Below are 24,262 nucleotides of genomic sequence, written 5' to 3'. Positions count from 1 at the left end.
TTAAAAGGTATAGCCTAGGGTAAATAGGAAATTGCGTGGTGCACCCGGGAATAGACGGATATAATCATAACCACCTACCCAATGTGTTTTGTTGGTGATATTATTCAAGTTGGCCTGCAGTTGCACCTTCCCAATGGTATAGTACAAGGCTGCATTCAGTAAACTGTACGAGGGTACTGTCTGGTTTTGGTTAATGGAAAGGTTTCTCTTATCTACGTAATTCGCACCGACACCTATTCCCAAACCTTTTGCTTTTCCGGAAGGAATGGAGAATCTGGTCCAGATATTTGCTGTATTTTGAGGCGCGTTTGGTTTTTGTTTATTCAATTCTTCCTTATTGCCACCTTCGGTAATCTTGGCGTCATTGTAAGCATAGGAAGCGATCACGCTCCAATAGGGTAGAATCTGGCCCTGAATGTCAAACTCTATGCCTTTGGATCTTTCCTTTCCGATCTGCTCCATTAAGTCGGCATTATCATCAGTAGGCGCTGGGTAAAGGGTATTCTTTTGATTGATCTGATAGATAGCTGTACTCGCCTGCAGTTTTCCATCCAGCCAGGCAGTCTTCAAACCAAATTCAGTCATATCATTCTCGAGCGGATCAAATGGGCCGCCTGCATTTGGATTTGCCAGTGCCGAAGCTGTTTGTGGGTTATAGCCTTTGACATAGGTTCCGTATAAATTGATCTGTGGATTAATGGTATACACTGCACCGAAGCGTGGCAGTATGACATCTTGGTGTACATTCTCCGCTTGGTCGGTTTTATAATTGGCGATATCCTTGTAGTTCTCATACCTTAGCCCCAGCAATAACTGAAGAGGCCCCAAGGTGAGCTGATCCTGCACATACAGGGCATTCAGATGATAATAAGTCGGTGCGACCAATGTAGATGCATAAAAATATTTACTTCCGTCCTGCAACTGCTGACTTTTCAAGGGATTGCTGAGGTCAAAACTGGATACGTTGGGCACTGGGTTGCCATTTTTATCGAGCAGATAATCTCCGATTTTTTTTGGATCAAATCGTGCAATGGTTCCTGTATTATCTTTATTTCTGTAGCCACTTGCTGTCAGCTGCGAACCACCTACTGGCAAGACTTCCTGCGCATAGTCATACCCTGCAATGAGTTTATGTGCTAACACACCTGTGTTTAGGTTGTAATTGAAGAAAGCAGTGATATTATCGACAAACCGTTTTCTGTTTCGGATGAAAACCTGTCTCGCCACCATATTTTCAATATTATTTCCTTTCCCGTCTACAGCATAGGCATTGGCTGATCGGTGTTCGGATAGGTCCTCTGCGTAGCCTGTTTTCATATAAGATGCATTGAAACTCAGCTTTTCATTGAAACGGTGATTTAACGAAGCGGTCACCATATAGGTTTGTTCATTCAGAAAATCATTGGCTGTGCTCATGGATTGGCTGATAGGGGTCGAATAGAGATCGCCGTTGGCAAAGACAGATTGTCCGCGGTCGAGTCTTGACTTCGAATCATTATAGACCATATCAAAATTGATACGCGTATTTTCTGAAGGAATAAAGGAGAATGACGGTGCTAAGACCAAGTTTTTATCGAACTGAAGATCCCTAAAATTTTGCGCATTTTCATAGCCAATGTTGAGGCGATACAGGAGCGTTTTGTCTGTCGTCATAGGCCCGGTAAAGTCGGCAAGGGCACGGAGGTTGTTGAAGCTTCCTACAGAAAATTGCAGCGATTTTCGTGCCTCATCGAGCGGTTTTTTTGTGACACGATTAACGACACCCCCGGGACTTGCATTTCCGAAGAGGGCCGACGATGGGCCTTTCAATACCTCTACCCGTTCCAGATAATTGGCCAGCGGTTGTTTCCAGAATCCTGTTGTGGTGCGCATGCCATTGACCAGCTGGGTATTGGATCCCCCGTTGATCCGAAAACCACGGATCGTAATATCGTCGTAAAAGGTAAACTGATTGACACCACTGAAATTTTTAACAATTTCACCTACACGCATCAATCCTTGGTCGGCAATAAGCTCTTTGGTCGCATAAGAAACAGACTGCGGCAAATCGCGTAATTTGGTTTCGGTCTTGCTACCGATAAAGGACTGTGTGTTTCGATAAGACTTTTCTTTGCGCCCATAAATTTCCACGGTTTGTAAAGACTCTTCTGCACGAGACATGGGAAATGCTAAGGTAATTGGATGTGCCGGATCGATCGAAATTTTCTGCTTAATTGTTTTGTAACCGATTGCATTGATTCGGATATCATAAGTGCCTTTGGCTAATGTAGACAATATAAACTGGCCATGATGGTCTGTTGCAGTATGCTGGTTGGTTTTAAGTACGGTGATTGTAGCTCCAGCTAGCGGAGTGTTGTATTCATTCAAGACTGTCCCATTGAATGGCTGTTTTTCTTGCGCATGCGTATGAGTAAGTTGTAAACTCCATATTGTTGCGACAAGCATAGGTATTTTTCGCATTTTATTTAAATTTAATCTTAATAAGGAAACAAAATTCGATGATTAAACTTATATTTGGGGGAGAAAAAATATGCAATTCGGGAATTTTATACGTTGGCATGCACAGGGATAGTTTAGAAAAAGTCCTTTCCAATAATGCGCATCTGCGGGATACATGGTCCCTGGATGAACAGGTAGCGCAAGAAATGGCAGGCGCCCCGCCCCGCTATTCGTTTGATATCCGAACATTTATGAATGAGCCTTTTCAAATTCGGAAAAACTCCTTGCAGCAGTATTCTTCGCAGATGGAAATAGCTGAGATCGTCATGCCACAGGGAATTCATATGATGCATGGGGAGCTAACATCTCCCAGTGATGGTTATATCTGTATTGACAATGCGGTTCCTTACATTCATGTTTTTTTCGCCTTAAACAGCGACCGGCAGTACTACGTGGACGGTAACCTGTTGGGACGGTCTTCACCTGGGTATGTACAAAGTTACCTGTTTGCAGCACCTCAGATTTTAGGGTTATGGCATCGTCGCCCAGCAGAAAGTTTTTTTGAAATCAATATGCCAATCTCCTTGTTTGAGGCATATTTGCCCGTAGATAGCTCATTTCGGGTGAAGTTACGCCGACTTCTGGAAAAGTCACGAACGGGTACGCTATTTGAAGACTCCATATTGATCAGTGAGCAGCAGAAGAAAATTATAGTGGAATTGCTTAATCCGGAGCTTGATAAAGAATGGAAACCCTTGTTTTGTTCTGGCAAGCTCCTGGAGCTGTTGGCGCGGACATTCGACCAGCACAAGTTTGGCAATATGGTCACCAGGGCCGGTAATAACCTGAGCCCGGAAATGAAAAAACTTATGGCCGAAGCAAAAAATATAGTGGAGAGCAGGTTAACAGATCCGCCATCTTTATCGCAATTGTCGTCCGAATTGGGAACGAATGAAAACTATTTAAAGAAATATTTCAAACAATGCTATGGAACGACCATTTATGGCCATGTTACCAAAGTTAGAATGCAAAAAGCTAAGACGCTACTTACACAGGGCGATCGGCCAATAAATGAAATTTCACGCTTTTTAGGTTATAACAATCCTGCGCATTTCTCAGCGAGCTTCAAGAAGCATTTCGGCGTTAAACCAAAGGTAGTACAATCTTCTTCGAAAGAATAATGCCTCAGGGTAGGTTTCGGGAGATTTTAAATGTTTGTAATTTACAATTTCTGTATGAACAGCCTACTTCGGCGACATAGGCTTCCTTATTGTTCAAAGAAACAGCGATACCATCAATGCCGATTTCAGTCAGGAGCTCCTGTAGATAACAGATTCCCGGCATGGATATGCCGGGAATCTGCTTGTGTAAGGGGTAAAATTTTACACGCTTTATTTTGGTTCAATCTTATACACATAAATCGGTATACTCGGGTCTTTGACAGTTGGTAACACAAGTGCTAGCGTATCTTGGTCCTGCGTCCATTTCACCTTTGACGGGCTGCCAAGGAGGCTGATCGAGCTGATCACAAGTTTGTCTTTGGCAAGTTCCGGAATGGCAATCGCTTTTGATGCCGGACTTCGCACAAAGAGATAAACAACATCATCCTTCTGCGTAAAACGATAGTCTGATACAATTTCTTTTGGGGTTGCATCATTGACAGCGTCCTTCATGCTGACTTTATCTTTGTCGGATTCTTTTTTTGCCACTTGCGCTGTAGCGACTTCCTTATTGCCGTTCCAGACGCTGCTGCCGTATATGGCTTCGCCGTTGACCTTTATCCAGGCGCCTATCGCCTGTAGGTTTTCCTCACTCTCCACCGGCCAACTGCCGTCGCCTTTCGGACCGACATTGAGCAGCAGATTGCCGCCTTTGCTGACTACTTCAATCAGGTTACGGACGAGCAATTCGGGGCTTTTCCATTTTTGATCATGCCGGTTGTAACCCCAATTTTCACTCATCGTAATGCAGGCTTCCCAATCCTTTCGTGCCGTTGAAACCAAGGTTTGCTCGACCACGGCATAGTCGCCCAGACCATTCCCGATCCGGCTATTGATAATGCACTGGGGTTGAATGGAGTGGATCAGGTCGCGAATCTCCTGACTCTGTTTTTTGGTAATCAGTTCCGGTGTGTCAAACCAGATAATACCGATGGGGCCGTACTGGGTCAGCAGTTCACGAAGCTGCGGTTTGACTTTGTTTTCAACATACTTGTTCAGGTCTTTGGCATCTTCATCGGGATAGTCCCAAGTATTGCTGCGGCCGGCTTTGGTCGGCCAGTTGGTCGGTACATCGGGATCTGCCCAATCGCGGCCCAGGGAATAATAGAAGCAGAGCTTTAACCCGTACTTCTTGCAGGCCGCCGCGAGCGCGAGCATGGGGTCTTTGGCCCAGGGGGTTCTCCTGACGATATTATAGTCACTGACAGCCGAATTGTACATCGAAAAACCATCGTGATGCTTGGCGGTAATTACAATGTACTTCATCCCGGCATCATGGGCCATCTGCACCCAGCGGTCGGCATCGAAGGCGGTCGGGTTAAACTGATCGGCGATCTTCGCATAGGTCTTGACCGGGATCCGTTCATAGAGCATAAAATGTTCACCCCCCTTGGTCGGGTGTCCGTCCCAGTCGCCGGCCGTCTGCGAATACAGACCCCAATGCAGAAATAGCCCAAATTTGTCCTTGGTAAACCAGGGAGCGGGCTGGCCAAACAGGTTCAATCCTGCCAAAGCAAATAGCAGAAGCAGGATTGTTTTTGTTTTTCTAAAAAGTAATGTCTTCATCTCAGCGCTTTGGTCTTTCTAACGGTTTTGTACTTTCATGGATGAAACTTTATCGTTGAACGTAGAGAGATAGGAAGACGTAGATGTAACGACGAGGCTATCGCCGGTAAAATTATTTCCGTTGTATAAGGTGACTTTAACATTGGCTCCAACTTTAATGGAAGAGATGCTATTGTCTGTCACGCCTTTTGCCAATAAATCCGAGGTGGTATACTGTCCTTTACCAAAGCTTCCTTTCACACCGGCATAGGAGGCATTGGAATAGGTATACACCGAATCTTGATTGGTCGTCAGGAGTCCGTTGACATAGTTGAAATCGTAAACATTGGACGTAGTGTATCCATTTTGCAGTAATAATTTTACTTTAAGTTCGTAAGGTGTATTGCCTTTGTAATAAAGTTCATTGAGGTCTATGGTTCCTTGGATGCTACCCGAAGAAAGCGGCGCAAATTTCCATGTGACTGCATTGTAATCTTTGTTGGCCCCGGTACCTTCGTTGTTCACGTTTGGATCCATATAGACCAATATCTCGCTCACAGGCAAATTAGAAGTATAATTTCCTGTAATAAAGATTTTTTGCTGACTGTTGTCAATGGCAAATTGAGGTTGTACGGTATAACTGGGCGCCTGATAAGGACTGGCTGTTGCTACTGCTGATTGAAAAACTTCATTTCTGCTGAGAATTGCTGCATCAGAGCCCGTTAGGAAAGTAGGCAGCCCCTTGCTAAAGCTCACATTGCCGCTTCCCATCAGTGATGTGCCCAAGGTAGGTTCTTCACTGACATATTTAGCACGGTTATGGGGCAGGTTTAATCCATGTCCCAATTCATGGAGCATACCGCCGAGATAGTTTGAGCTCGGATTCGGAATTCCATTGACGGACATGGAGGAATTGTCCACTGCAAAGCAGTATTTTCCATAGCCATAGAATGGCTGGCTGCCATCGCCGTCTGTTCTCGCCGGCAAAAGTACCAGGTAGTGATTGTTGGATGAAAATTGGCCCGGATGGCTGGTTTTGTAGGCATTGATCTCATTTATAATTTTACCGGCTGATATAGCTGAGCTATAGGGATAGTCCGCTTGTGCTCCTGCCGCCGGAATTTCAATAATGTTAACCAGGCCGGTGGAATCTTTTGCCAGGCCCAGATAATTGCTGTAGCCATAGCGTTCCATTTCATTATGTAACCAGTCCTGGAAATGGACAAACAGCTGAGATAGCCGGGTTTTGTAGCCGGGTAATGCTGGATTGTCTGTGGGGACAAACATAATGATATTGAGATTGACCGGATTCGTGACAAATGTAAGGTTAGATAGTGATGTGTCTATGACGCCATTCGAGGAGGCCTTTGACCTTCGGATTTCTGTCGTACCTTGCTCTGACAATGGCTTTGAACAGGCGAAAAAAAGTGTTAGGATTGTGGTGGACAATGCAATTCGTTGAATGATTTGCATCCATCTTTTTGTTGGTTTTTTCATAATTTTTGAAATAAATAATCTATAATTGTTAATGGGTATTGGTTACTTAGGGGCAACCAAAACACATATCTATAGTAGAGAATATATTTTGATTTATAGCGATTTCCGTTTAAGTCAAACGTTTGCGTAACTTACGAAAACGTTTCAATTGATATACTTTATTCAGAGGATTTGCGTGTGAGGATAGACGCTTGTAATTCAATGTTTTGGTACTGTGTTGCAATCTCGTTGTCCGAACTGTCCAAAATTTTATGGAGAATAGCGAAAGCCTGAGATCCAATTTCACGCGAAGGCTGTACAATGCTTGACAATGACGGCTGAAAAATATTGGTGTATTGGAAATTAGCAAAACCGATAAGGGCTAAACGATCCGGTACGGAGATTCCGATTGTATGTAGAGCCTCTAAGGTTAAATAGGTAAGTTGATCTGATGCGGTAAAAATTGCTTGGGGCGGGGTACTTGAATTAACGAAATGTGTGAGGTGATTTTTTAGCTGGTCCAGCACATCTATTCTTCTTCTATTCGTTTCTATCGATAGTACGTAATTCGAATTATAAGCTATGTCAAAATCCCGTAGACATTGGATATAACCACGCCGACGCTCCGATGATGTTCCTGGCGATAGATTGGAAATAAATAGAATTTTTCTTTTACCGCGATTGATTAACTGAGAAATACCTTCGTAAACGACTTTGAAATTATCTATTCCGATCTTATACGTATTTATATCGTAATTGGTCCGGTCGATAAGGACAATAGGGGTGCCCTCATTTTTTAATTTTCGGAGATATTTTAATGAGATACTATTTCCTGTTGCTGCAATGACGATAGCATCCGCCCCCTTTTTAGATAACATTTCTAAATGTTTCAATTCAAGCTGGGGGTCGTCTACGCTCTGCATAATAATGAGGTTATAAGCCGTTTCTGACATTTCTCTTTCAATACCTTCGAGAATCTGCGAGAAAAATGGATTGCCGATCGAAGGAACAATCATACCGATAATATTTGTTCGCCCCTTACGCAATAGTTTGGCATATTGATTGGATTGATAGCCGTTCTCATGAGCAAAATTTTGAATTTTAACTTTAGTTAATGAGCTGATTTCGTGACTATTTGAGAGCGCTTTGGATACGGTACCTACAGAGTAGCCTAAAGCCTTGGCAATATTTTTTATAGTTATTCTTTTCATGTTTTGGAATTGCTTTTATTTACTATTGGTGGCCTATTGAAAGTTTTATCTGTACTATCCCGGTATATGAAAGAAGACTACCAGGCGGTTTTGCCTGATAGTCTAAACTAAACACTAATTAACACATGGTCATCTCTTACCATTATTTTTTGAGCTTGTCGATCGTTGGCTTTTAGTTGGTTACATTGACAATATACCATACATTGAGTTCGCCAGATCGTATGGTGACAGTGTCCTTGCCGACGGCTAAGCCAGTAACCAGCCCGGTATTGCTATACGTGGCAATTTCAGGATGTTTGTTGCTATAGGTCGCGTCTGTTACAGTACGGTTTCCGGGATTGACTGCCAGATTGATCTGGAGCGGTGTACCGATTTTAACAGGGATCTGCATAAAGCCCCCCGAATTTACGGCCTCCCGAACAGTTAAATTGTCTTTGATCGGACCAAGATCTTTTTTGCAGGAATGAAAAACTAAACTTCCGCACAGGCAGCTTAGCAACAGGTATATATTTGATCTAATTTTCATGATATTATTTCTTTTTTATCCTCATTATTTTGCACCCAACCATCCGGGGTTCTGAACCAGCTGGCTACCGTCCAACGTGAGGTCATATAAAGGTAATGGCCAATAGTAGCGGTAGTCTGCCCATAATGCGACGCCGTTTGTGATGGTGGCACTCCTCGGATATGCGATAATAAATCCATTATTATCCAAAAAGATGTCTTTATTGACTTCTTCTTTGAGGGCGATAATAGGTTTGGCGGTATGCGAACCATCGTATAATTTTCCTTTTTCGGCTGTAAATTTCATGCCGCGCAGGGGAACGGTCATCAGATTGCCGGCTTTCCAGCGCATCAAATCCTCATAACGACGGTCTTCTAAGACCATTTCTATACGACGCTCCCGTCTTATTTCACGGATGATAGGGCTAACGGTGTAATCCAGTTTGGTTGCGTAGATTTCATCGAGCCTTGGGTCTGCCGGCGGGTTGCCAAGCTCGAGCTTGCTGCTGGGGTATTTTGCAAAGTCAAATCCTGCACGTTGGCGCAACAGATTGATCGTCCGATCGAGGTCATTCTGAGTCAAAGTGCCTAGGATAGCTTTAGCTTCTGCCAACATCAGCAATACCTCTCCATAGCGGAATTCAATAGCCGTTTGTTGTCCGTTTGTCGTCGCTTCATTTTCGGTACGGTCTCCCATCCAATGTTTAATGGGAAGGTAACCGGTTACCGTGCTGCCTCCACTGACATTGTAGGATAGTCTAGGGTATGTGATACCATTTTTTTCGAGACTGGTGGTTCCATCCGTTCTGTTAAACAGGGATCGATTTTCACCCGGATAATTAATGGTTTGCTTCAGGCGCGGATCGCGGTTTTCAAGTTCGGACCATAGGCCATCATATCCTTTGAATAGGGGGTTGGAGGTATAGTTGCCAGCTGCGCCCGAGGTATAGATCGGTTTCCCGTCAATACAGAGGTATTCGTCAATAAGCCCACGTGTTGCACCTCCCGCTGGTCGCCCGCCTGAGACACTGTTGTTCTGATCCCAATACCGTTGAGTGGCATGGCCCACCACAGTACCGTTGTATACCCTGGCTAAAATAGCCTCTTTATTACCGTCAGAATTTGGGTCTTTTTTAAACGTAAATAATTTCCAATAAGGGCTGTCGCCTGTGGCATAGAGCTGATAGCGACCAGTGGCTATGATTTTTTCACAGGCATCTACAGAAGCTTCTAGGAAAGATTTTGCTGTACTTTGCAAGGATAGCTCGTTGTGATAGGTTCGAAAGGAACCTTCGAACAGGCCTATCCGTGCTTTTAAAAATAGTGCCATATCCTGATTGATGCGTCCATCGGGACGGCCGGTGACGCCTTCCAGTCCCGCAATGGCCATATCGATCGTCTTCATTAAGGAATCAGCGACCACGTTGCGCTTATCCCTAGGATTGAACAATTCCTTACTGTCGATATTGAAATCACTAGAAATCCAGGGTACATCGCCAAACAACATCAGTTTGCGATAATAATCCATGGATTTAAAGAAATACGCCTCCCCGATATATTTGTTCAGTCGGGTAATGTCATTATTGACCGCGGGCAATGCATTTGTGTAGTTTTGGATGAAATAATTGACCGAGCGCAGATTTTCCCATGTCCAGTCGACCGAAGCGCCTCCATTTGGCGGAATAAATGTGTTATCCAGGATACTGCTGATATTGCCATAACGGACCATATTGTCGGTCATAAAATCGCTGGCCAGCAGATGGCTGCCGCCAACCACATTGGGATTGACTTTGGCATCTGCCCAGACCGTACCATGCCCTAGAATATACCGGCTATAGAGGTTATTCAGGTAGAGTGTCAATTCGGTTTCAGTATATAATGAGTTGTCCTTCGATAGTTCGGTTTCGGGACTTAGCTGTAAAAATTTATCGTTACAGGACTGGGTCAGCAAGAGGGATGATGCTGCACCAATCAGGATTAATCTGAATATGTTCTTTTTCATAATAGTTTAGTTAGAAGACAATTTGGGCACCAAAAGCAATGGATCTCTTTTGTGGATAATCGGCGGATATCTGGTCGACGTCAAAAATTGTTGGTATTTTAGTCACTTCAAAGATATTGTAACCGGCCAGTGTGAAGCGTAACCGCTCGACGCCAAATCGTTTGGTCAGCTCTTTGGGCAGGGTATAGCCTAATACGGCTTGTTTGAGTCTGAGGTAGGCACCGTTGATCAGATATCGGTCCTGAACGTCGACCGAAAGGCCATACATGGGAAATTCGGCATCGGTACGATCCGGAGTCCAGGATCTTTCGTACATCCATTTTGAGCCAGCGCCACCGCCCCAGTAGGACGATAAGCCAGTCCAGATATCACGTTTCAGTACGCCCTGGAATAGGAAATCAAGATCGAAATTTTTGTACTGCACATTTCCAGTGATCCCAAACCGATAACGTGGTGTGGAATTTCCGATGACGACACGGTCACCCGGATTTGCCAGCGTATTCAAACCAGCATCTATTTTACCGTCCGGAATTCCCTCAGGTCCGCCCAGATCCTGGTACCAGATATAGCCTGGAAATACCGTTCCCTGATAAGCACCATTGTAAATCCAGTTGCCATTGAGTGGATTTTTGCCGGCAAAATCACTTTCCTGCAGTATCCCGCCGGTACGGTATCCCCATATTTCGCCAACGGTTTTCCCATCATACATCACTTCTCTGTTTGATTGATTGACAATCATCATGGTCGTATTAGAAGCATAATGCTGTACCTTGGTCAGGTAGTCGGAGAGGTTAAGACCGACACGATAGCGGAGCTCATTGTTAATCGTCTGCTTCCAAAGGAAAGAAAGTTCGAATCCTTTTGTCTCCAGTATCCCTGAATTTTCCAAAGGTGCAACCGTACCCAAAACGGATGGGAACGCGGCACTGCCATCAGTCAGGATATCCGTGGTCTTTCTGTTGTAATACTCAAAGGTAACATCGAGTCTGTTTTTGAGCAATGTACCATCTAAACCGATGTTCCAGGTTCTGGCCTTTTCGAAAGTCAGATAAGGGGAAACTAGGCCAGGCGGATTGATATAGACGATCTGTTCCCCATTGATCAGATAAGGAGCTTTTCCTGTTTCCATTGTTGCCTGATAAGGATAGATGGAGGAAGGCTGATTGCCTAATTTTCCCCAGCTTCCGCGCAGCTTAAGTTCGTTGAGCCAGTTTCTTGTACCTTCCATAAAACCCTCCTGCGAGATCCGCCAACCAGCAGAGAAAGATGGAAAGGTAACAAACCGATCATTCTTTGTAAATTTGGAACTACCATCATAACGCAGATTGCTCTCAAAGAAATACTTTTCGGCATAGTTGTAGTTCACCCGTCCGAATACGGCACGGCCGGCAAGCGTATATGCATTTCGGGATACGGTATGCAAAGATGGATCCTCTGCAGCATCAGGATTTTGTATATCTGCTGAGATCAGTTTCCGGAATTTATTGGTGATCTGATTAAATTTTGTCTGTTCCTGATTATATCCCACGACAGTGGAAAAATTATGTTTTTCGGCCCAGGTCTTTTTGTAATCAGCATAGATATTAACCAAATATTTATTGGTGTTATTGTTATCAAAATAAGCCTGATTCTCTCCTGCGTCGGCTTGTTGGGAGGAATACTTCCAGGAATCTATTATTTGGTTGAATTTTGGACTATACCGATTCAGGCTATAAGATTGTGGTTGATAGCTCAGGTCGGCCTTTAGTTTCAGTGCATTGGGTATAAGGGTAAATTCGGGCGAAATCAATAATGACACTCTTCTGTCCGTGGACTGGTTGTTAGCACCATAACTCAACCAGGCAAGAATGTTATCGGTGTAGGTATTGGGCAAAGGATCATTTGGCCCCGTTTGGATGGGCATATTGATGTTTTTGTTTGTCTCGCCCATCATGGCAGACCAGATGCTTCCCTTTCCGCCAACAATATAAGGGCTGTTGAAATTGGTCTGGTCAAAACCTATTTTCCCAAAAACGCTGAACCAGCTATTCACTTTGGCATTGATATTCATCAGGGCATTGTAGCGTTTCAATTTATCGGTGTTGATCTTATACATACCCGATTGATTCTGTAAGCCTCCGGAAATATAGTAGTTAATGGATTCGGCACCACCGCTGAGGTTAAGCGTATGTTTTTGCATCGGGGTCCATTTTTTGACCGCTTCCTCAAATGGATTGACATTGGCTACCCAAATGATGTTGTTTCCCTCCTGATACCAAGCATTTTCAGGCGTTGGATTATCCATATATTTTTGGATCATTTCCAGCCTTTTTTCATCCGATGTGTTGGGTTTACCATTTGTCCATAGTGTTCGGTCCATACCTGATTTTTGGATCTCATAGGCGTTGAGGATGTCAGGAAGGCCAGAAGGCGTATCAAAGTTGGAATCGAAGTTGTAGGCTATCCTGCCTTTTTGATTGAACTCCCCACGTTTGGTGCGGACCAGGATGACGCCATAGGCTGCTTTTGTACCATAGATTGCAGCTGCAGAGGCATCTTTGATAAAAGACATGTCCATGATATCATTCGGGTTGAGTTGATTCAGGGCACCTGTGGAGCTCTCGACACCATCGATGATCACCAAGGGGTCGCCATTGACGGATTCAAAAACTTTTGTATTCGTATTATAACTCATGGACGTACCGCCTCTCAGGTTAAACCCCGGTGTACTGTTTGGCGAACCATTGCCAAAGGTAATGTTCAAGTTGGGGACAAGGCCCTGTAAAGCCTGGCCGATATTGGCGACCGGACGATTCTCAAAAGCTTCTTTGCCGACATGTGAAATAGCCCCTGTTAAGTTGACCTTCTTTTGTGTACCGAAACCCACAACAACAACTTCTTCCAAAGCGCTGTCATTTTCTACTAGGGATACGGTTAAGCTGCCAGCCGTAGCACTGTTAAATTTGACAGTCTGTGAATTGAAGGAAAGGTGGGAGATCGTCAAGCTACCTTCTGATAGTGTGGATTTTAGCGTAAAGTTTCCGTTGCTATCAGAGGACGTTCCGGTATTCGTTCCGTTTAAACTGATTGTTGCATTTTCAATGGGGGCACCGTCTTTTTGGGCAATCAACTTGCCTTTAATAGTGTATTGTTGTTGGGCCTGAACGCTATTTTTTGGCGCACTTGGCAGGACGATAATATGCTTCTTGTGCATTTCAAACTGAAGCGGCAGCTCGTCCGAAAGTTCTTTGAGTACGTTTTCCAGCTTTTGGTTGGAGACGTTGACGTTCACCTTTCTTAGATCGTTAAAGAGACTTTCATCATAAAAGAAATGATAGCCGGTTTGTTTCTTGATTTCCTGAAAGATCGTCTTCAGGTCGCCTTTGTTGAGATGCATGGTGACTTGTTGGGCTTCCGTTTTACCGTATACGCCATAAGTAAATAGTAAACCAAGAAATAGGGTTGCTTTGACTTTTTTTGAAATAAGGGGTGCAAAGCTAGGTTCGGTCATACGACTCCCGAACAGGTAATCTTTACATTTGATAAAGTAATTCATATATTCAGCAATAAGATTGGTTTTTTGTTTTTCATTCAGGTACTTAGGTACCTTTAATTAGCATCGACTGATGCGGTACCACCAAGGTTGGTTACGTAAATCTCTAAATCATAAATAGGTCCTCCTTTAATAATTGCTTGTCTTACTTGTTTTTGTTCTTGACGGTGACGGTTTTCTTGTCGATGGCGAATTCAACACCAGCGCCACGTTTTATCAATTCCAATGCCTCGGCCAGGCTCACGCTTCGGCTGATGCTGCCCCCAAAGGTTTTCTTGGTGATGGGCCCCTGATAAATGACTTGGATATCATACCATCTTGACAGCTGTTCCATAATATCCTGGATCTGGTCGTGCTCGAAGTAAAAGTAGCCCTGCTGCCAGGCAATTTCCTTTTCAATATTTGCCCGTGTGACACGCATGTCGTTGCCATTGAATTCAACTTTTTGTCCAGGAACGACCTGTTTTGTCGTTTTATTGGTATTGGTCAGCTGGATGCTGCCATTGATCAGGGTGACATTGGATGATGCACTGTTGTATGCTCTTAGGTTGAAAGCTGTCCCCAATACTTTTATATCACCATGAGCAGTGGTGACAATAAAAGGTCGATTTTTTTCATGGGCCACTTCAAAATAAGCTTCTCCGCGTAGTTCTACTTTGCGGACTGATTTGCCGAAGGCTAGCGGATAGCTCAGTTCAGAAGCTGAATTGACCCAGACTTTGGTGCCATCGGGCAGTACCATGCGATAGAACCCGGATGCGGGGACTGTCAATGTATTTTTTAGCGAAGCAAGTTCTGCCTGCGCACTGTTGGGTTTATAGTGCAGTTGTCCATCGGTAATCCGGAGCTGTTCACCATGTTGTTCCTGCAGGGTAGCCTGCTCTTGCGAAAGTTCTACAATCTTACCGTTGGAAAGGGTGAGTGTGGCTTTCTGTCCACCTGGTAAAACATCATTTTTATAATGATACACCTGATCGGCGACAATCTGTTTATCCTGCTGTGTTTTATTCAGGAACAGTGCGGCACCAATAATAAGGAGCAGGCTGGCGGCCAAGCCCACATAGATTTTTAGGTTTCGTAGGCGGCCATTGCCTACGGACCGAATTGCTGCCCTGGTCGGCTCGTAGTTTAAGATCTTTGTTCTTGCCCGATCAAGGTCCAGGTTACTCCAAAACTGGGCATCACTTGATTTGACTCCCCGACTGATGGATTGCTCCCATTGATCTCGCAGGGTAGGATCATCTTCAAAGATCTTTTGGAGAGACTGCAGATCTGTTTGACTTAGTGTTCCGCTAAAATGCTTTACTAAGTAATCTACGAGTATAAATTGGTGGTCCTTCATGTTCTTCAATCGGCTGTTTGATTAAAAGAGCCACAAAGACTGCAAAAGGATGGAAGGAAAAATAAAAAGAATCGTAAAATATTATTAGTCAGGAAGTAAAAATAATAAGAGCGCTAGCATGCGGCTATCCAAACGCGTACGTAGGAGCTGTATCGCTCTTTTTTTCTGGCTTTTGACGGTATTAATGGAAATGGTCAGATTGTTGGCGATTTCATCGTTGGAGAGTTTCTCAAAAATTGCCATGTGCAGCACCTGCTTGCAGCCCTGCGGTAATTGGTTGATCGCTTCCATCAGCTGGTTGATAACTTCTGCCTGCATCATGGCATCCATGATCGTCTGTTCTTCGATCATGTCCTTATCGAGTTGGTCGAAGTATTTGCTTTTTACTTTTTCGCTCCGGATCTGTTTGAGGCAATTGTTTCGGATGGCGATAAAGAGATAGCCTTTTCGGGCATGCTCCTCCTGGGGCAGGGTATTGCGCCCTTCGCAAAGTCCGGCAAAAAAGCTCTGTACAACATCCTCAGCCTGTGCTTCGTCATGAAGGATATTATTTGCAAACAGACAGAGCTGTTTGTAATACTGCTGAAAGAGCGATTCAATATCATAAGGTAGCGATCTCTGCAAATTTTCCAAGTGATTTAATATGTATTAAGAAATTGACATAACAGGAGCTCTTGGAGCATCGCATAAATATAGGAAAATATGCTAAGTTTTTGAATCGGTAGAAAATTAGACTTAGATAGTCGTGTTGGGATCAACCGAAGGCATCAATATTCCCTTCGCTGATTTTCCTTTATCCGCTCAAGTACATATGCATAGATATAAGGCAGCGAAACAACAAAGCCTAATGTAGCAATGGTTTTTAAAAGTATCAGGAAAAGCGGAAGTGAACCCAAGAAGGTCAATATTCTTTTGTAGATTGGGATCAAATAACAAAAAAAGAAAATTAGAAAAAATATTTATGCAAATCGTTAAGTACGCACCGGCTTTCAAAGCGGACTGTATCGCAATTTTCAAAAGTAATCTGCCTAAATTTTTTGCTGCGGAGGAATTGGAATTCTTTGAAAATTTTTTGGATCACGTAATTGATGGACATTACTATGTGGCTAAAATTGATGACCTGCTTATTGGCTGCGGCGGAATATTTTTTGATAAAAACAATGATGAGGCTGGATTAGCTTGGGGTATGGTGGATGTTAAATACCATAAGCAAGGGATAGGTAAGTTGTTGACTCAGTTTAGAATAGATCTGTTAAAAGAAATGTATCCTGAGAAAAAAATAAAAATTGAGACCTCTCAACATACGGCAGAATTTTATAAAAAGAATGGCTTTCACATTGTGGATATTTTGCCCGATGGCTTTGGTACTGGAATAGATAAGTATACGATGCAGATGGAATTTCGAAGATAGCTGAGTTTAGGCTTACTAAGCCATCTTCTCTTAGCTTTTGACCACTCATCCTGCATATATTACCATTCAAATAAATTATTTAGACGAACGCTGCTATGCGAATACATTCGTGGTAAATTAAAGAACACGAATAATGACTAAAAAATTTATTTATATGCAATTTGCCATTATGCTATTTGCTTCAGATGCAGCTTATGGGCAGATAGGCGATTTGTTACAGGATACAACGGCCAATAAGAATATAAAGCTGAGTGAGGTCGAAGTATCACGACGATTCAATCCGATTAAAATTGTTCCTGGCAAATTGAGTTATCAAGTGACTAAAAATTCTATAGGTTCCTCGGGTAATGTTTTGGAATTACTGCGGAAAATGCCCGGAGTAACTGTTTTACCAAACGGTAAGATCAGTTTAAACGGGCAATTGGGGGTACAGCTGTTGATTGATGGCAAGACAAATTTTATTGAAGGTGAGAATCTAATTAACTTTTTGAGTTCTATGCCGGCCTCATCACTTGATCTTGTCGAACTTATTACTCAGCCAGATGCTGGAATGGATGCCAATGGTGATGCTAGGTTTATCAATTTAAAACGGACTAACCACTCTTCAAATGGCATGGATGTTTTTCTTTCGACCAACGCTGAGCAAGGCAGATATAACAGAAACTATCATACTATAACTGTCGCGGCAAATATGCGTAAGTTGAATATTTCAAATACCTACTCCTATGCGAAGGGAAGTGACTTCGTTGATGTTAATTCAACCCGATATCTCGGCAATACCATCAATATGGCCAATGAAACAATAAGATTGGATATGGATGCCATTAGAAAGAAAAAATACAGCAATCATTATTATAATGCGGCCCTTGATTATAGGCCAAACGATAAAATTAAAATGGGGACCTATGTGCTTCTCACCGATCAGGAAAGAACGAAGGAAGAAACCGTTGGTTCAGCTTTTTACAGCCGATCCAGGACAGACTCTACCATTGCTACAGGCAATGATCTGCTTCATAACTTTAAAAATTTTAGTACGGGAGCACACTTTACAGTACAATTTGCAGGTGGATCAAAATGGGAAAATTATCTTGATCGACAACACTTTAAACAAGCCGAAAAACAAGAACAAAATTTGGATAAATTTATGGGGGACGGATCTCCCGTATCATTGCAGCAGGAACTCAGCGGCGAGACCGGAGGAAGGGTAAATATTATGACCATACAGTCGAAATACATGCTCGATATCCGGCCAGATATTGCGGCCTCCTTTGGCGGCAAATTTACTCAGGTTGGTATGCATACAAATTCATTTTATCAGGAATTTAATAACAAAAATTGGCAAAAACGGCCTGATCTGACGAATGCATTTGATCATGAGGAGAGGTTAAAGGCACTTTTTATGCAAGCGCGCTACAGCGCTTCGGAGGTATTTCAGATTGATCTGGGATTACGTTATGAGGATGCGGCGTTTAATAGCAAGACAGCAAATGAGCTAAGTACAGATCTTATTATCGCAAGATCATACAAGAATTTTTTTCCAAATCTGACAATGACCTATGCGCTGGAAAACAAACAAAAGCTTTCGCTCAATTATCATCGTAGAGTCAACCGGCCTAATTTTAAAGACCTGAGCCCTTTTGTTGAAGTCAATGACCCTTATTTGTATGAGAGAGGAAACCCGACCTTGAAGCCCGAATTTGTAAATAATATGGAGCTTACTTGGTTATTTAAAAATTCCTATTCGCTACAGCTATTCTATAGCCTACGGCAAGACGCGATCAGCAAGAGCTATAACTTGGATGATTATAAGCGGACTGTAGTCATGCCTATGAATCTGAAGCGTGCATCCGGTATTGGATTACGCCTCCATGCGACCAGTATCTCTCCTTTGCAAAATTGGAATATACAGGTTAATGGCAATCTGATCTATAGGTATTTTGAATGGGTGACGGTAAATGATTTCCATCGAAACAGGCAATTGACCCCTGCTTTGCAATTGCAAAATAATATAAAACTGCCTTTTAAAATAAATCTGGACGTCAACTGTTTTTGGAATGGATCCACTGCGGAAGGACAGGCTACTATTGCGTCATTGTGGGCGATAAACTCTGGTTTGCGTAAAACCTTCTTGCAAGATAAATTTACTTTGTATATTTATGCCAATGATCTTTTAAAGACTAACCGACCTAAAATAATTTTTAATAGTGATTTTATGGAAGGTAGGTACCGGGAGTCATACGATAGTAGAACAGTGGGGATCAATCTTTCTTACAGACTACATAGTGGAAAGAGAACTAATCTTAAGAGTGATCATGCCAATGACCGTTTGGAGGAAAATAGCAGGATTAATTATTGATACCATGATAGCTAGCATTTCAAAACTAAGGGTAAACCCCATGCTTTATCTCGGTCCGGCGCTCTGGGGAATCGCTTCGTTCAATATTTTGCGTGTCGTGACCGATTTAACTAAGAAAGATGAATTTTGGTCAGGCGGGATTAAGATCCATTCTGTCGGACTTCTGATCTCTGTCATATTTTGTTATGTGATTACAGTTTTGTGGCGGCAGAGGCTTGATAAGATCTTTGGTACTATGTCTACCATGGTGCCCAATGTACCACTGGAGTATATGATTGCCATCGTTCAAATCGTTGTGATATTTAACCCTACAGTATTTGTTGCCGAACATTTTGGCTGGATCTACATGGGTGATGGATATATAGATTATATGTTGGTGAATGCTATTTATATTCCATTGTTTCTGCTCTACTATATGTTGTTGCGGAACGAGCATATAGCTAGGGATATGGCAAACAATCGCATCTATGTTGAAAAGATCAAAGCAGATAAATTGAATACCGAATTGCAATTGCTGAAGAGCCAATATCATCCGCATTTTCTTTTTAATGCACTTAACACGGTATATTTTCAGATTGATGAATCGAATACGTTGGCAAAAAAAAGTGTAGAACAGCTTTCGGAACTATTGCGCTACCAGATCTACAATGTGGATGAAAAGGTATCCATGGAACAGGAACTTGCATTTTTAAAATCTTATATAGCATTTCAGCAGCAGCGATTGACTGAAAGACTGACTGTCAGTACAGACATTGACGAGGATTGGACGGGAGTTAAAATTTTTCCCTTACTGTTTCAGCCACTGATAGAAAATGCATTTAAATATGTGCGTGGTCAATATGAGATAAATATTTGTCTAAAACGCCAAGGTGAGAAAATATACTTTAGTATTTCGAATAGTTTATCCCAATGCAATGCGGTTAAACCAGCAGTTCCTAGAGCAGAAATCGCTGGATCAGGAGCAGGCCTGTCCAATTTGAAAAAAAGGTTGGCATTGGTGTATCCGCAGAGCCACAGCCTGAATACAAAGGCTGACATAGCGCATTTTTCGGCTGAATTAATGATAGATATTTAAACGTATATGATGGAGATCAGATGTGCAATAATTGATGATGAGCCCTTTGCGCGGAGGGGAATCGCATCTTATATAGAGAAAATAGACTTTTTGAAACTCGTCGTTGAGTGCGAGGATGCTATCGAATTGAGTCAGTACCTTCGTTCGCATCCCATTGATCTTATTTTTCTTGATATCGAAATGCCCGAAATTTCAGGACTGGATTATATTGCGAGCCTGCACAACCCACCCAAGATTATCGTGGTGTCTGCTTATGAAAAGTATGCGCTACGCGGATATGAGCTGGAGATTGTCGATTATCTGTTAAAGCCAGTCCCCTTTGACCGGTTCTTTAAGGCGGCCAATCGGGCATTTGATGTGCTCAATTCAGCTGGTTTACCGACTGGCATGCCGACAAATTTTCAAGAAGGGCATATCTTTCTCAAGGTGGATAAACAATTAAAGAAAATTTTTCTGCAAGATATCCTATTTGTTCAGAGCATGGGTAACTATGTGATCGTGCAGACTGCTCATTCCCGAGAAATTACCTATTGTACGCTCCAACAGATGATGACAACGTTGCCAGCACAGAATTTTATATCCTGTCACCGATCTTATCTTGTCAACAAGAGTAGAATAACGATTATAGAAGGAAATCAATTGCACATTGCGGATTATAAAATTCCGATAGCCCGAAATCTAAAGGAAGAAGTCCTGGCCTCAATCTTAAATCGTAGTTGATTGGCTGAAGCGGTAATGCTCTGGTCAACCATCCGATGACGATTGTCCTGATCCCTTCAGGTAATAATATCAAAATGATCAATGGCTTTCTGAAACTTTGTGGCGGTCGTATTTTTACGTTTAGTTAATCATTCATTCCGTCGGTCGTACTCCCTTTAATATAGGAGACACTGCCTGCTGATACTGGAGCAGCAAAGCCGGTAGCTTCGGAAACAGTTTCTATCGTCGGAACTTACCGTACTTTTGGCGGTTCGGCTGTAACCTCAACTTTAGGTGGCGGTATTTGCTTTTTCTTTTTTCTGCGCGAAAGCAGTGATAGCGATTTCATATGTATTAAGAAATTGACATAACAGGAGCTCTTGGAGCATCGCATAAATATAGGAAAATATGCTAAGTTTTTGAATCGGTAGAAAATTAGACTTAGATAGTCGTGTTGGGATCAACCGGAGGCATCAATATTTCCTTCGCTGATTTTCCTTTATCCGCTCAAGTACATATGCATAGATATAAGGCAGCGAAATAATAATGGCCAATGCTACGATGATTTTTAGAAGCATGAGGATAATTTGAAGGGGGAGAGCGACCCAAAAGCTAAAATAATCCAAAGGAATAAATAGTCTGGAATCATCTGTTCTATTGATCAGTATTTTATAATTTTTAGCGTTGATGTACTCCTTTATCTGCTTGTCCAGTGCTAAATTATGGCCTTCGATATCGCAGTCTGTATTCCATAAGTTATTGGAGTAACGGCGGGTTGCCTCCGAAGCGTAAACTCGCTGCTCTTTGTCCCCGACCCTGTACGTGTAGGTAATGGATGCGGTAGATGAAGCTGCGGAGTGCTTTGTCGTTGGCGTCCAGCGGATTTTATAATCAATAATTCTGCCCTCTGCTTCCGTCCAGCTGGGATGAAAAAAAAGAAAGCTCCGGTATTGAAACCACGGTAAGCAGGAATAGATAGTTGATCCGGTCAAATAGATCACAAACGAAAAAATAGCGAACTTCTTACTGAAGAGTTTACGGTTAAAAAATAGTATAAACAGCAGCGGGGATAAGACTATCGTAAAGATAAGAACAGGTGGCGGACTGACGCACAGGAATACAATATATAGCACTGGCATCAGAAATTTGTACGTAATTTTGTCGTACAATTTCCTTGTCTCTTTTAGATAACTTTCGTTTGAGTTATTCATCGCTATTGATCATCATATTAGATTATTGGCTGTTTGACTTGCGGCCAGACTGCCCAAAGAGGCGCTAAATCTTAGTCATTCATGCCGTCGTAATACACATCGATTTTGCTCAGGATCTTCTGGAGCTGTTCGTACTGTTTTTTGGTAAATCCTGTTTCGTACAGGAAGAACAGTCCTCGCCATTGTATTTTTTTGATAGAGGCCAGGAATGGCTCCCATTGCAGGGGATTATCGTCAAAGGGAACATAGACCAGCTTGGGATTTGTAGCAAGTACTTCGGGAAACGACTTAAATTGATTGTTGGAAAGATTTGCGTGATCCAATTTTTTTAATGTCGCGATAGATCTGGGCAATGAAGAAAGTTCTGCATTTTGTATACCCAGCTCTTTTAGTTCCGGCAGTTGCTGAAACAGGTCAGGTAGTTCCTTCAGTTTCGTTTCACTTTTGTAATTGCCCGATAGATATAATATGGAAAGTTGGCTCAGGCTAAAGATTTCTGCTGGAAAGGCTGTAAATAGGTGGTTGTACAGTCCAAGTTCTTCTAAGTTTTTGAGTTGTGTGAATGATGGCGGCAGTTCGGCAAGAGGGTTGTCACAGTCGAAAGCTGTTAACGCGGTAAGATTGGAAATGCTTGCTGGCAGTGATGTTAGCTTGTTTTGTCGTAGTGCCAGTTTCTTTAGGTGATGATGAGCTGTCTTGATTTCAGGAAAAACAGCTAACTCGAAATTGTCAATACCTAGTATTTCCAGTTGCGTAGCACGTTCAATAATTTGCTGCAAAATGCCGCTGTCGATAGACTTGCCGCTACCCACCGATTGAAATGACAGTTCTTTCAGTTTCGATAAGTCTGTCGTCGTCAGTTCTTCGATATTCTTGAAACGGATTTCTTTTCCTTCGATGGTTGTGGCATGGATAGGAACGGGGGCGATTGTGTAAAGGATAGGAACAGAGCTGGTTGTGGGCATCGGCACAGAGAGGGCATCTGCGGCCGAACCGTTGGTAATATAGTCTGGTTTAACGACAGGGATAAACTCCTTTGGTGGGGGTACCTGCTTTTTTCTTCTTTTCTGCGCAGCGACAGTTAACGTGAGTAGCGAAAGACTGAATACGATAATATATTTTTTCATGTTTGAATCGACGTTGTTTACATGCAAATGTGCATATTAAGATCGAATATTTTTTTACTGATTTATATCTGTCCTGCCTGATTTACGATTCGTCGACTTTGAAGCCATAGTCGACTTTGACCGCGGAACTTTAATCCTTGGCATTTCTATTATCGATGCTCATCTCATTGCACCTTTCGATCAAATAGGTCACTGGTCTTTGTTCAGCCATTGATCTATTTGATCGAATGATGTCTATATCCGAAGCGTCAGCTGATAGACTAATTTTTTTGGACATTGTTGTTAAATATCTTGATTTTCATTATTTTCATTTGGAGTTCGGTATTTGCTTATTTTAAGTATAAAGCTTATCATAATTTATGCAATACTTTTATAGTAATGGAATAATCTAAATACATGTATGGAACTGGATACGCTCTATATCAGCATTCAAATTGAAAGAGAAAGATTAAACGCTTTTTTCGCAGCGAGACCAATGCAGGCAGCCATTGATAAGAATTGGTTGCAATGGTGGGAAAGCCGCCAGATGTATAATAAATTAGCCTTGGAAACCATTCCTACCTATTCAAAACAGTGTATCCGTGATGTCTTGGATGATTTGCTCAGAACAGCATCTTACGGAGCTATGGAACAATACGATGACACAAATCAGCGCTGGACTTTTGCAGCACTCCATTTCAGCGAAAACTATCACGAAATACTGCCAATGCTGGCTCTTTTTAAACAACTGGGCAGCTATACCGAGAGCGGTTTTGCATTGATCTTTGACTGGATGTGGGGCGGTGATACAGTGATGGCTTACGTCGATTTTAAGGGAGGCGAAGCATCACTTGAGCCTGTGACAGCATCTTATGAGATCGAACTCAAACGTTTTGAAGAAGCGGATAGCTACTTACAGGTTCTTTCAGAAGCCCTTTACGGAAATGGGCAGGATTGATGTGTATTCCCAAAGGCGTTTCGATTGTTATGTAGCGGCATAAATACAAGCAGACTTTTGTTTATTGTGTCTGAATCAGCGCGTTAGATCTATTTAAATATCATTATTTTAATTTTAATGGGTTAATTTTAAATACTTTGTAACAATAACCTGTAATCTTTAAAACTTCTATATT

At 42.5% G+C, this 24,262-nt stretch carries 17 protein-coding genes; 6 read left to right on the top strand and 11 right to left on the bottom strand.

The window, feature by feature from the left end; genetic code table 11:
• Entirely contained in the window at window positions 1-2,460 is a 2,460-nt protein-coding gene (locus B4G94_RS12975) for a TonB-dependent receptor (protein WP_286859375.1), read from the bottom strand.
• 38 nt (window positions 2,461-2,498) lie between these two features.
• On the opposite strand from B4G94_RS12975, the gene B4G94_RS12970 reads away from it, so the two are divergent.
• A complete protein-coding gene (locus tag B4G94_RS12970) occupies window positions 2,499-3,620 on the top strand; it encodes an AraC family transcriptional regulator (RefSeq protein WP_286859373.1) in 1,122 nt (373 codons plus the stop codon).
• A gap of 210 nt (window positions 3,621-3,830) precedes the next feature.
• On the opposite strand, the gene B4G94_RS12965 is transcribed toward B4G94_RS12970, so the two are convergent.
• The 8 genes from B4G94_RS12965 to B4G94_RS12930 form a co-directional block, all read right to left on the bottom strand.
• Window positions 3,831-5,225, bottom strand: coding sequence for an alpha-L-fucosidase (locus B4G94_RS12965; protein WP_286859370.1), 1,395 nt, complete (start codon window positions 5,223-5,225; stop codon window positions 3,831-3,833).
• 18 nt (window positions 5,226-5,243) lie between these two features.
• Window positions 5,244-6,701 carry a hypothetical protein gene (locus B4G94_RS12960; protein WP_286859367.1) on the bottom strand — a complete coding sequence of 486 codons (1,458 nt, stop codon included), beginning with the start codon at window positions 6,699-6,701 and terminating at the stop codon, window positions 5,244-5,246.
• Between the two features lie 158 nt (window positions 6,702-6,859).
• The gene (locus B4G94_RS12955) at window positions 6,860-7,891 is read right to left on the bottom strand and encodes a LacI family DNA-binding transcriptional regulator (RefSeq protein WP_108635594.1); all 1,032 of its coding nucleotides are present in this window, start codon (window positions 7,889-7,891) and stop codon (window positions 6,860-6,862) included.
• A gap of 172 nt (window positions 7,892-8,063) precedes the next feature.
• Window positions 8,064-8,417 (bottom strand): Ig-like domain-containing protein, encoded by a 354-nt coding sequence (locus tag B4G94_RS12950; RefSeq protein ID WP_165308552.1) that lies wholly within the window; start codon window positions 8,415-8,417, stop codon window positions 8,064-8,066.
• 24 nt (window positions 8,418-8,441) lie between these two features.
• Window positions 8,442-10,397, bottom strand: a complete 1,956-nt coding sequence (locus B4G94_RS12945) for a RagB/SusD family nutrient uptake outer membrane protein (RefSeq protein ID WP_286859363.1) — start codon at window positions 10,395-10,397, stop codon at window positions 8,442-8,444.
• A 10-nt stretch (window positions 10,398-10,407) separates the two neighbouring features.
• Complete coding sequence (locus B4G94_RS12940) at window positions 10,408-13,932, bottom strand: TonB-dependent receptor (protein WP_286859361.1); 3,525 nt, start codon at window positions 13,930-13,932, stop codon at window positions 10,408-10,410.
• A gap of 142 nt (window positions 13,933-14,074) precedes the next feature.
• Window positions 14,075-15,271 (bottom strand): FecR family protein, encoded by a 1,197-nt coding sequence (locus B4G94_RS12935; RefSeq protein ID WP_286859360.1) that lies wholly within the window; start codon window positions 15,269-15,271, stop codon window positions 14,075-14,077.
• Window positions 15,272-15,355: 84 nt separating this feature from the next.
• Window positions 15,356-15,895, bottom strand: a complete 540-nt coding sequence (locus B4G94_RS12930) for an RNA polymerase sigma-70 factor (protein ID WP_286859359.1) — start codon at window positions 15,893-15,895, stop codon at window positions 15,356-15,358.
• 337 nt (window positions 15,896-16,232) lie between these two features.
• On the opposite strand from B4G94_RS12930, the gene B4G94_RS12925 reads away from it, so the two are divergent.
• The 4 genes from B4G94_RS12925 (at window position 16,233) to B4G94_RS12910 (ending at window position 20,833) form a co-directional block, all read left to right on the top strand.
• Window positions 16,233-16,682, top strand: a complete 450-nt coding sequence (locus B4G94_RS12925) for a GNAT family N-acetyltransferase (protein ID WP_286859358.1) — start codon at window positions 16,233-16,235, stop codon at window positions 16,680-16,682.
• Window positions 16,683-16,815: 133 nt separating this feature from the next.
• Window positions 16,816-19,038, top strand: a complete 2,223-nt coding sequence (locus B4G94_RS12920; RefSeq protein WP_286859356.1) for a TonB-dependent receptor domain-containing protein — start codon at window positions 16,816-16,818, stop codon at window positions 19,036-19,038.
• A 4-nt stretch (window positions 19,039-19,042) separates the two neighbouring features.
• Window positions 19,043-20,113: a sensor histidine kinase gene (locus tag B4G94_RS12915; RefSeq protein WP_286859353.1), complete on the top strand. Its 1,071-nt coding sequence runs from the start codon at window positions 19,043-19,045 to the stop codon at window positions 20,111-20,113.
• Window positions 20,114-20,119: 6 nt separating this feature from the next.
• Entirely contained in the window at window positions 20,120-20,833 is a 714-nt protein-coding gene (locus tag B4G94_RS12910) for a LytR/AlgR family response regulator transcription factor (protein ID WP_286859350.1), read from the top strand.
• 452 nt (window positions 20,834-21,285) lie between these two features.
• Here the strand turns inward: B4G94_RS12910 and B4G94_RS12905 are convergent, their stop codons facing one another.
• Both B4G94_RS12905 and B4G94_RS12900 read right to left on the bottom strand, forming a co-directional pair.
• Window positions 21,286-22,023 carry a hypothetical protein gene (locus tag B4G94_RS12905; RefSeq protein WP_286859348.1) on the bottom strand — a complete coding sequence of 246 codons (738 nt, stop codon included), beginning with the start codon at window positions 22,021-22,023 and terminating at the stop codon, window positions 21,286-21,288.
• A gap of 71 nt (window positions 22,024-22,094) precedes the next feature.
• Window positions 22,095-23,150 carry a leucine-rich repeat domain-containing protein gene (locus tag B4G94_RS12900; RefSeq protein ID WP_286859345.1) on the bottom strand — a complete coding sequence of 352 codons (1,056 nt, stop codon included), beginning with the start codon at window positions 23,148-23,150 and terminating at the stop codon, window positions 22,095-22,097.
• Window positions 23,151-23,550: 400 nt separating this feature from the next.
• Between B4G94_RS12900 and B4G94_RS12895 the strand changes: the two genes are divergently transcribed.
• The gene (locus B4G94_RS12895) at window positions 23,551-24,087 is read left to right on the top strand and encodes a hypothetical protein (RefSeq protein WP_286859343.1); all 537 of its coding nucleotides are present in this window, start codon (window positions 23,551-23,553) and stop codon (window positions 24,085-24,087) included.
• Window positions 24,088-24,262: the final 175 nt, after the last annotated feature.

It is taken from the genome of Sphingobacterium sp. UBA7625 (genome assembly GCF_002484085.1).
In the GTDB taxonomy this organism is placed as follows: domain Bacteria; phylum Bacteroidota; class Bacteroidia; order Sphingobacteriales; family Sphingobacteriaceae; genus Sphingobacterium; species Sphingobacterium athyrii.
Note: the sequence above shows the minus strand (reverse complement) of the source record. Positions and strands in the feature narration are given on the sequence as shown.